This window comes from Vibrio sp. 10N.222.49.A3, assembly GCF_041475145.1.
GTDB classification, from domain to species: domain Bacteria; phylum Pseudomonadota; class Gammaproteobacteria; order Enterobacterales; family Vibrionaceae; genus Vibrio; species Vibrio tasmaniensis_A.
Genome location: NZ_JBFRVM010000139.1, coordinates 1 through 9,666 on the forward strand (window position 1 = coordinate 1; position 9,666 = coordinate 9,666).

A 9,666-nucleotide genomic window follows, 5' to 3' on the forward strand; every position below is an offset into this window, starting at 1 on the left:
TTTTAAACTGGCGTTGACACTAAGAAGGCGGATATTTTTTCAGTCTTGCATTGTAAAGGGGTCAAGGAAATGGGCATGGCTTAGACCATAAATATAATGAACCAAATGTTTGTCTGCCCATTAGGTTTTCGGGCAGACAATTAGCTTAATTTTTAAAAGAAGCCTAAAGGATTAACACTGTGGCTAACGATGATATTTTTGGTGTTCTGGTAGTGGTCTAGCATCATTTTGTGTGTTTCTCTACCAATCCCGGACTTTTTATAGCCGCCAAACGCAGCGTGAGCAGGGTAAGCATGGTAGCAGTTAACCCAAATTCGCCCAGCTTGTATATTTTTCGCCATATGTGAAATCAGATTGTTGTCACGTGTCCATACTCCAGCACCTAAGCCATACTCAGTATCGTTGGCGATTGCCAGAGCTTCTTCAGTGTCCTTAAATGTAGTAACAGCAACGACTGGGCCAAAAATCTCTTCTTGGAAAATACGCATATCGTTAGTTCCTTTGAAGAGGGTAGGCTCGACAAAGTAACCATTGTCTTCATTGCTGTTACCACCAATAAGTAATTCGGCACCTTCTTCATGACCAAGAGCTATGTATTTGCGAATTTTGTCAAATTGCTCTTGTGACACCTGTGAACCAACTTGTGTGTCGGTATCGAGTGGGTTTCCTTGTTGGATCGTTTTCATGCGAGTTTGCAAACGTGAAATGAAGCGATCGTAAATTGATTCATGAATCAAAACTCGAGAAGGACACGTGCAGACTTCACCTTGATTGAAAAAAGCTAACAAGACACCTTCGATACACTTATCAAGGTAACTGTCTTCGTGATCAAATATATCAGCCATAAAAATATTTGGAGATTTACCACCTAGCTCGACTGTTGACGGAATTAGGTTCTCAGCGGCACACTTCAGAATATGCTGTCCAACTTCTGTAGAGCCAGTAAAGGCTACTTTAGCAATCTTTTTATGTGTAGCAAGTGCTTGACCTGCTTCTGAACCATAGCCATTTACGACATTGATTACACCGGCAGGGACTAGATCTTCGATGAGCTCCATCAATACTAAGATTGATGCAGGAGTTTGTTCCGCTGGTTTTAATACTACGCAGCAGCCAGCAGCCAGCGCGGGTGCCAGCTTCCAAGCGGCCATTAAGAGTGGGAAGTTCCATGGGATAATTTGTCCTACAACACCAACAGGTTCTGGGAAGTGGTAGGTCATGGTTTGTGAATCTAGTTCCGCAGCGGAACCTTCTTGAGCTCTAATGCATCCAGCAAAATAGCGGAAATGGTCGACAACGAGTGGAATATCAGCGGCGAGAGTCTCGCGAATAGGTTTCCCATTGTCCCATGTTTCAGTAATAGCAAGCATCTCAAGGTTGTTCTCAATACGCTCAGCTATCTTTAATAATATGTTTGAACGCTCAGTGACTGATGTTGAAGCCCAGTCATTTTTCGCATTGTGCGCAAAATTAACTGCCAAATCGATGTCTTCTTGAGTCGAAGCTGGAATTTCACAAATTACAGAATGGTTGATTGGGGAGGTATTAGTAAAATATTTTCCATGTTTCGGTGCTACCCATGCCCCTCCTATGAAGTTTTGATACTGCGGCTTGAAATCGACAATCGAATTTTCAGTTCCTGGTTGTGCATATAACATTTTCAGTTCCTTTTTTTAGATTCTGTGCGTTATTATCCACCCGCACATGAAAAATAAAATAAGCAACTTCAACCATAGGTTAAGCTAGAATAAAAATAGCCATACTAAATCAATGGTTTATATGTTAACCGTGAAACTAAAAGTCTTGAATGCTTAGGGTATATGTCTTTTTCTAATGAATTTCATTTTAATATGCTAGTTCTATCAATGTAAATAGATCGCTATCATTACCAATATAGTAACCAAATAGGACATATATATCTGATCTTATGGACGTAATAATGGTGTTATTTTTATAACTACATGATATTTGGTTGGTTTGTTTTGTTGGTGCAATTGGTTTCACTGTTTTATTTTAAACATATAACGTTAACATATGAGGAACAAGAACAATGAACTAGAGGAATGTAAAGTGTATCAAGAATTGAGCCAACTGTTAGATGACATTGGATATGCATTTGATAAGCATGAGCTGAAGATATGTACTATCAGAGCTCAAAAAAACAAAGTTATAAAAGCGATGATTGTAAAGGCAAAAGAACTAAATTTTGATATTTCGTCAAATCTATCGAAAAGTGTCTTGTCAGCGATAGTTAGTCAGGAAGACATTAACGAGCAACAAGCGATTGACGTTTTGACGAAGTATGTAATTAGCGACAATATAATTCAAAGAGAAATGAGAGAGAGCCTTTTCCTTGCTGCGATGAGGAAAAGCGAAGAGTTTCATATTGTTATGCTATTGAATGGAGAAGGGGTAAATCGTGTTATCTGAAGAAATGCTTTATGAAAGAACCAAAGAAGCGCTGCGATGCGCACGCTTGCTTGAGCTTGATACATCCCAACAATTTATTAGAACATGTTTGAGTGCTTGTGTGGCTGATAAGCGTATTCATATTAACAATATTGGTGAGGTATTAAGCCATTCAATTGCTTATCCGAGTAAATTATTAGCTGGTGCATATGAGTCCAGTGAGCTTCATCGGTCCATAACCCCTGTCTTAGAAAAACTCTCTCAATAGTATTTGTCTGAGTGGCAAAAATGTCACATCAAAAGTAGTTGCTTGGGCCTAATCTGGCAGTCATTATTTTTTAAGCGATGTTTGTCAGATTGAACCTAAGGCTGAACTTTTTACGGTTTACGAGCTAACAGTGTATCTAGTGAATGTTAGTTGCCACTTTTTATCCACATGATTACTCGCCCTGAATTTTATAATCAATACGCATTTGACTCACCAAGATCGTCATCGTTTATTTCTTGCAGGTAAATTAGTCGACTTTGTTTTTGTTTCGCTTTTCTTTCCCTTGTGGTTTGTCGTTGAACGCTTGCAGATACAAGCGTAGGCGGAGAGACATCAACTTTCTTAAAGTTGAATTGATGAAGGCTGTGGAGCTCAAAGCCGGAGAGATACCAGCTTTATTATTGGGTTAATCATTTCAATCCAAGTGAATAACTCCCTTTTTAGCTAAGGGCTTAGGTCCAGTTAGAATTAAGGTGCTTAAATCTCATAAGCCTGTGTCGTTTTGCGATATTCTGTGGGCGTCATGTCGTAAAATTTTTTAAACAGCGACCTAAAATGGTTTGTGTCACTGTAACCAACTTGCTGGGATATTTGTTCTATGTTTAAGCTGGTAGTGTCCAGCTTGTCTCTCGCTAATACCACTCTAATACGTTGTATGTAGTTCATTGGAGATTCGCCAGTTGCTGCTTTGAAGCGACGTTTCATTTGCCTTTCACTCAAAAAACTTTTCTCTGCACACATAGCGACAGATAGCCTGCTTGGGTCTTCATTGTGCATCCACTCTTGTAACCGATCAATCAAACTGTCGCTATGTTGATGGTATTGAGCAAAGCTCGTTAAACAAATTCGCTTAATTTTTGAAACATCACCTCCTAAGTACTGTTCACATTTAATTCTTTGGGCCGTGCCTAACAAAGCATCAATTAACAAAATTGTTGCAGCAAAGTATTCTTTAATGCTGGAGGTGCAAATATATCGGTCTTCATGAGTTATTTTCAAGTGTGGTTTGAATTTTACTTGGGGGAATTGATTTCGAAAATCTTCAGCATATACCCAATGTGTAGTTGCGCTTCGTTTGTTTAAAACCCCAAGCTCAGCCAGAAGAAATGTCCCCGTACATAAAGAGAGAACAAATTCACACTGCGTAATTTGTTTTTTTAGCCAATATTTAACCTCTTTGGGTAAGACATAAGACCCCTTATTTATGTCACCACAAGCACCTATTATTAAAATGTCGGTATGTTCGACGGATTCCCAATGCGTACTACTGTTAATTGTTAGCCCCCCTAAGAATTGAGTCGGCCCCCCTGTGACTGATACATAACTGACCTGTGGCGCTGGTAATCCTGCTTGCATTGAAGCAATTGTCAGCATTTCGATTGGTCCCGAAATTGCTGTGATTGGGCTTCCTTCTAACAAGAGTGCAGTAATCTTTAAAGGTTCTCTTTTTCTGATCATGAGTATTACGTTTCTCAAATATGTCCTATTTGCTAGTACTATGTCCATAAACCCTTAAGAACACTAATAAACAAATCCGAAATTTAAATTACTCGTCATTAGATTGATTTTAAATGAATAAATTAAGTCATTGATATTTACATGTTTATAATCAACACGTTTAGTTATAACTAAATCTGTTGATGATTTAGATTGATTACTCTAATTAATCGGCCGTGATACACTGGACACTGCCGGTCAATAAACTGGAATAACAGAAAATATACTTATCTTGGTATAAGGTCTGGAAAAATTGTTCCGATGAATTCTCAATCAAGTGTGCTTCAGTGAAATCAAGTTCTGTTGAGGGAGTGTAGTTTGCGCTACGTAGCGCGTTGGTTGTCGAAAAGAGGTCTGCACCCCAGAAATAAACGGAGTAATAGATGTTGAGGGCTTTGTTTTCGCCTTCGGATAATAAGCTACAATGCGCATCGTGAACTCCTCCCCACAGATGATCTACGGTAATTACTTCTTTGAAGGAGTCGACTTCAAATTTTTTATATGTACGACCATGAGAAAATAACATGATGTTGTTTCGACCATCTAAGAATAGAGGATGATTAAGGGTATTTATCCATGAGATAAACGTAATGACGAGTATATTTGCCAAGACCAGAAAAATAATGGCTTTACCGACATTGTTCATTAATTTCCTCTCTTACTTGCTCGATTGAATAGTCTCGGGAAAAACTAAAATTCATTGTGTTGTGTTCATGTAAATTATTAGGTTGATAAACACACGATACATAGAGTTGCTCAGGGTTTTCAGAAATATAGAGCATACGTAAGTCACTTGAGTATCTCCCTTTGAGGTCATTGAAACGTTTATCTCCATTTTTAGTATCAGTAAAATAGTACGTTACGCCCAAATGTTCACGCTGGTTCCATTGAATACGATCTGTGGTGCTATTGTAATATATGATCCGCGTTAACCAAGTGAGACTAACTAAAAATAACAGTGAGAGAGTCAATAGAATGAATCTTTGAAGGTATTGTAGATGGGCCGATAGACTGGTCTTCTCATGGTCTTGAGGTTGGAGAGTGTCTGGGATTATTTCTGAACTAGGTGTTGATGAGTTGTTTTGTTCAAGAACTATTGGCACCTCAAGGCTTATTATGTTGCTTACCAGTAAATAACCATGCTTTGGGACTGTTTTTATAATATTTTGTTGTCGGCCATTGTCACCTAAAGCTATACGTAGGTGGGCTATAGACTGAGTTAAACTAGCTTGCGAGACGACTCGCCCTGGCCAAGCCACGTCGATTAGGGTACTTTTTAAAACGGTTTCGCCTTGATTTTGACATAAAAGCTCTAAAATTTTGCAATCTGTAGAGTGCAATTTTTTGCTCTCCCCATTACTTTGGTTAGTTAGCTGGCGCCTAAGGGTTGGATTAAATATCCACATGCTATGTTGTTTTCTTGTCATTGACGTCAATTTTTTCTTTATTTTCAGATATATTGACACATTGAACTGAGTTGTTCGACAGTTGGATGTAACAATATTGGTGGGAGGTTTCTAACAAAGTTTGAAAATTTTCTTCGCCGCCATCAAAGAGCGCATGTTGCTCTGGTAAATCAAAATATTCTGTTTCTGGAGTGTTAACCAGTTGATTTATATATTTTATGGAATAAATGGACTTCGGCCAAAAGGTAATAAGAAATTGTGTGTCCAGTTTTTTTCCATTGTCGAAATGGATAGAAGCCATTAATAGAAATCGGTTCCATAGATAAGGTTTTAAGTGATAGTCGATTTTTCTGTATTTCTTATCTCCCATTTGCTCACCGTAAGTCAGAACTGTTTTACTTATTTGGGTATTAACGTTTTGAGCAAAACTAGGAATAAACGATGCATTGAGAAAAATTTGAATAGGCAACAAGGCAAGTAAAAAGACAACGCTAAGCAAATAGTGTTTATTGGCATTTTTGTACAATATCATTGCTAATCCCCTCTATAGCGCGCTTAACATCAATGGAAAAGTTGATGCTTTGGCCGTAAGGTGATGATGCATTCTGGTGAATGCAACTTACATAAATCCTAGTTTTATTTGAAGCAATATAAAAATTCACATTGTTTAAAGTAGGGTGCCTAATCAGCTGTTCTAAGAGTTGTTGACTATGAAAATCGTTGTTCTTGATCGTAAAGGTGTTAGTTTGAGAGTTCAACCTTGACATGTTCAGTTTAGGTTCGCTTTGTGAAGGTATGAACAAAAACCAAAACAGTAAACAGTTCATGCTGACTAATAAAACTATTACGCCAGCTTGCCAAGAACATTTAAGCTTAAAAGCCACTACCTTATCAGGTCGCCTAGTCTCGGGTTGGGCTTGGTTAGTTAAAACTAGAGCTATTTTATTATAAGCGACAAAGTAACCGGCTTTAGGTACGGTTCGAATGATACATTGTGCTTCCACTGTATCATTCAAAGCTAAACGTAATGATGCAATGGCGTGTGTGATACTGGCATCTGAAACAAATTTCCCCGGCCAAATTTTTTTGTGAATTTCAGATTTAGTTACGACTCGATGGTTATTCGACAGTAAGAGCAATAATAACTGGCTTTCTGTTTTTGTTAGTCTCTTTTCTTCACCTGATATTTTATTTCGAAGTTGAGAGTGTTCATGAGGTCTAAAATCCCACATAGATAGCTGCATACCTATACTTGGTGTTGTTTTTAAATGAAATATTACAAACTTACCAAATTATTCAATAGACAACAACTAGTAAAATAGTATGAACTCGAGTTTATAATAAGAATTGATTATAGGCGTTGAGGGCAATTTTGCTTTGTTTTTTAACGAGAACTTTGAAAGGTATACTTAAATCAGCACAGTTACTTCCATTTATGTGTCTGGTTTCATTGAGATGCGTTGATGCCTTCCTCTTGTGAGTTCGTATGTATAATGATATCGACTCTACTTGACTAATCTATGGGATTGCATCGGTGTACTATTGGAGAGAGGCAGTTGTAACTAAGTTGATATTATTTAATGAAATGATGGAGTGCCATGTTGTATTTTGATTTTATTATATAATTTTCAATTAAAATTTCTTCTACTAATGCTTCTAATATAGATGATTCTTTTAGTTTAAGAGCACCTAATGATACCAGGATTAACAACCCTATAAATATATTTTGTTTTTTTATGGTTTTCATTATTGATTGTTATTTATATAATTGGAATTAGGTTAATATATAAGAGGCTAATGCCCCTTATATATTTCCGGAGTCTAGCGGTTTTCTAACGCAACTTTCACTGCTCGTTCTAAACTAGGGATAGTTGTAAGTTCAGGTACTCTTTGGGTATAAATGACTTGGTTATTCATACCCACTACAATAATACTTCGACTAAGTAAGCCTAACTGCTTAATTTGAGTTCCTGTATTGAGGCCAAACTTATGTTCCGAAGAGTCAGAAAGATATGTCGCTCCGTCAAGAGAATGCTCTCTAATGAACCGCTGTTGAGTAAAAGGAGTATCCGCACTGACTGCATAAAATTCAATGTCTTGAAGTTTGTGATGGTTGCTTTCTATGTATTGAGAAAGCTCAATAGCTTGTTGAACACAAACAGGTGTATCAACAGATGTCAATATGCTATAAATTTTGATCGATTTACTTTGCGCACTAGTATCATAGCTTTCTAAATCTGAAGTCAACATCTTAGCCGAAGGCAATAAATCGCCTACTTCTAATGGTGTACCAATCAGATCAAACTTTGTGGTGTTATCAAGTGTGACGACTTGTGTCTCTCCAAATCCAGCATCGTCTTCAGTAGTTTCAAACTTTGCGAAGGCGTTTATTGAATAAAGGGTGGCAGCAACAATAAGTAGTTTACGCATGATTATGATAAAACCGCTAGCGCAGATTCATAGTTTGGTTCAGTAGTAATTTCAGAAACCAATTCGCTATGTTTGACTATACCATCTTGACCGATAACGATAACAGCTCTCGCAGCTAATCCTTCAAGCGCACCTTCATTTAAGTTTACACCGTAGTTTTCAGTGAATGATGACTCTCTGAAGAAAGAAGCGGTTGTTACATTATCAATGCCTTCTGCACCACAAAAACGATTCATAGCAAAGGGTAGATCAGCAGAAACACATAATACGATTGTATTGTTTAAATTAGCGGCTTTCTCGTTAAATGTACGAACGCTTGCAGCACAAACTGGGGTGTCAATGCTAGGGAAAATATTTAATAAGACATTTTTCCCTTTTAGGCTTTCTAAGGTTAGGCTATTTAATTCTTTGTCGCAGAGAGTAAAACTTGGTGCTACTTGATTAGGTTTAGGAAATAAGCCTGAGATTGAAACGGGGTTACCTTGAAAAGTTATAGACATGTTAATACCTTTTTATTGTTTATTTTTTGGTTAGAAATTATTGAGCGGCGAGATAGTAATTTGATATTTATAAATAACAAATCCGATGTGTTGTATTCTATTTGTTATTATTTAAGATTCTAATAAATAAGATGTTAAGTCCTAAATGCCCATTGTTTTGGTCCGATTTGACTGGCTTGGTTGGTGTATAATTTAATTTTTCCTGTGGAGTTTCTGAAGAGTGTTCGTATTTAGGTGTGTTTTCGAAAATTAAATATTATTCATAGGGAAAGAACGTGATTTTTTACGTTGTTTTTTGATTCTTTAACGATGAGCGAGCTGTATTCAGGAATTAGTATTCATTCCTAAACAAAGAACCCCCAGTCATGCTGTTTTAGTTGGTCAACTTTCAAAGACAGCGTGACTTCTTACATTTACAATGAAATTAGACCATAGATTAAATTCATTATCATATTTTCTAACTATCCTATAACCACGATTTTGCAGTCACGCTCGCTAGTCCTATTGTATATAATTTTGAAAATAAAGACAAAACTGACAATCGAAACACAGGGGAATGAAAAAAACATTTGCATTTTTACTCGATATTTCGACTCAGACCTTAGCGAAGGCCTTCCTGCCAATGATTATGAATGGAAGGCTTTGTTGCGTAATTCATTGGAACTAAACCTAAAACCTACGATCTGATCAGCTACATTCACTCCCTCTCGTAGCCCTATGCCTAAACCTCGTTACAAAACAACCAACTGGAAGCAATACAACCAATCACTCATTAACCGCGGTTCTTTGACCTTTTGGATTGATGCGACTGGCCTTAAGGTTTATGGCGAAGGTGAATGGAAAGTCAAAAAACACGGGACAGATGGCAAACGTAGAGTCTGGCGAAAACTTCATATTGCCGTGGATACAAACACTCATGAAATTATTGCAGCCGAGCTAAGTCTATCGAAAGTTACAGATGGAGAAGTACTCCCGAATTTACTGAAACAAACTCGCCGAAGTATCCACGAGGTGTCTGGTGATGGCGCTTATGATACGAGAGCATGTCACGATGCAATTAAGATTAAGCGAGCCGTTGCGCTTATTCCTCCAAGAGAAGGGGCTGCCTTCTGGGAGCGGGGTCATCCCCGAAATCTCGCAGTAGGTTGCCAGAAGT

The 9,666-nt window shown here is 37.6% G+C and carries 11 protein-coding genes; 3 read left to right on the forward strand and 8 right to left on the reverse strand.

Annotated features, from left to right (window positions below; all coding sequences use genetic code 11):
* Positions 1 to 152 precede the first annotated feature (152 nt).
* Positions 153 to 1,658 (reverse strand): aldehyde dehydrogenase family protein, encoded by a 1,506-nt coding sequence (locus AB4589_RS20225; protein ID WP_017098662.1) that lies wholly within the window; start codon positions 1,656 to 1,658, stop codon positions 153 to 155.
* Between the two features lie 376 nt (positions 1,659 to 2,034).
* Here AB4589_RS20225 and AB4589_RS20230 point away from each other — a divergent pair, with 376 nt between their 5' ends.
* Entirely contained in the window at positions 2,035 to 2,430 is a 396-nt protein-coding gene (locus AB4589_RS20230; protein WP_017098661.1) for a hypothetical protein, read from the forward strand.
* Positions 2,420 to 2,677, forward strand: coding sequence for a hypothetical protein (locus tag AB4589_RS20235; protein WP_017098660.1), 258 nt, complete (start codon positions 2,420 to 2,422; stop codon positions 2,675 to 2,677). The genes AB4589_RS20230 and AB4589_RS20235 overlap by 11 nt, the downstream gene beginning before the upstream one ends.
* A 477-nt stretch (positions 2,678 to 3,154) precedes the next feature.
* Here AB4589_RS20235 and AB4589_RS20240 read toward each other — a convergent pair whose 3' ends face one another.
* From AB4589_RS20240 to tpx, 7 genes are all read right to left on the reverse strand, one after another.
* Complete coding sequence (locus AB4589_RS20240) at positions 3,155 to 4,183, reverse strand: GlxA family transcriptional regulator (protein ID WP_372101575.1); 1,029 nt, start codon at positions 4,181 to 4,183, stop codon at positions 3,155 to 3,157.
* A 157-nt stretch (positions 4,184 to 4,340) separates the two neighbouring features.
* On the reverse strand, positions 4,341 to 4,820 hold the full coding sequence (locus AB4589_RS20245) for a hypothetical protein (protein ID WP_017098658.1): 480 nt from the start codon (positions 4,818 to 4,820) through the stop codon (positions 4,341 to 4,343).
* Positions 4,804 to 5,601 carry a winged helix-turn-helix domain-containing protein gene (locus tag AB4589_RS20250; RefSeq protein ID WP_017098657.1) on the reverse strand — a complete coding sequence of 266 codons (798 nt, stop codon included), beginning with the start codon at positions 5,599 to 5,601 and terminating at the stop codon, positions 4,804 to 4,806. The genes AB4589_RS20245 and AB4589_RS20250 overlap by 17 nt, the downstream gene beginning before the upstream one ends.
* Entirely contained in the window at positions 5,582 to 6,112 is a 531-nt protein-coding gene (locus AB4589_RS20255; RefSeq protein ID WP_017098656.1) for a hypothetical protein, read from the reverse strand. Before AB4589_RS20255 ends, AB4589_RS20250 begins: the two co-directional genes overlap by 20 nt.
* On the reverse strand, positions 6,087 to 6,824 hold the full coding sequence (locus tag AB4589_RS20260) for a helix-turn-helix domain-containing protein (protein WP_241810843.1): 738 nt from the start codon (positions 6,822 to 6,824) through the stop codon (positions 6,087 to 6,089). The genes AB4589_RS20255 and AB4589_RS20260 overlap by 26 nt, the downstream gene beginning before the upstream one ends.
* Positions 6,825 to 7,401: 577 nt before the next feature.
* Positions 7,402 to 8,010 carry a redoxin family protein gene (locus AB4589_RS20265; RefSeq protein WP_017098654.1) on the reverse strand — a complete coding sequence of 203 codons (609 nt, stop codon included), beginning with the start codon at positions 8,008 to 8,010 and terminating at the stop codon, positions 7,402 to 7,404.
* 2 nt (positions 8,011 to 8,012) lie between these two features.
* The gene (gene tpx / locus AB4589_RS20270; protein ID WP_017100137.1) at positions 8,013 to 8,510 is read right to left on the reverse strand and encodes a thiol peroxidase; all 498 of its coding nucleotides are present in this window, start codon (positions 8,508 to 8,510) and stop codon (positions 8,013 to 8,015) included.
* Between the two features lie 717 nt (positions 8,511 to 9,227).
* Here tpx and AB4589_RS20275 point away from each other — a divergent pair.
* Positions 9,228 to 9,666: IS5 family transposase (locus AB4589_RS20275; protein ID WP_372101576.1), on the forward strand; the 439-nt coding region annotated here is incomplete at its 3' end.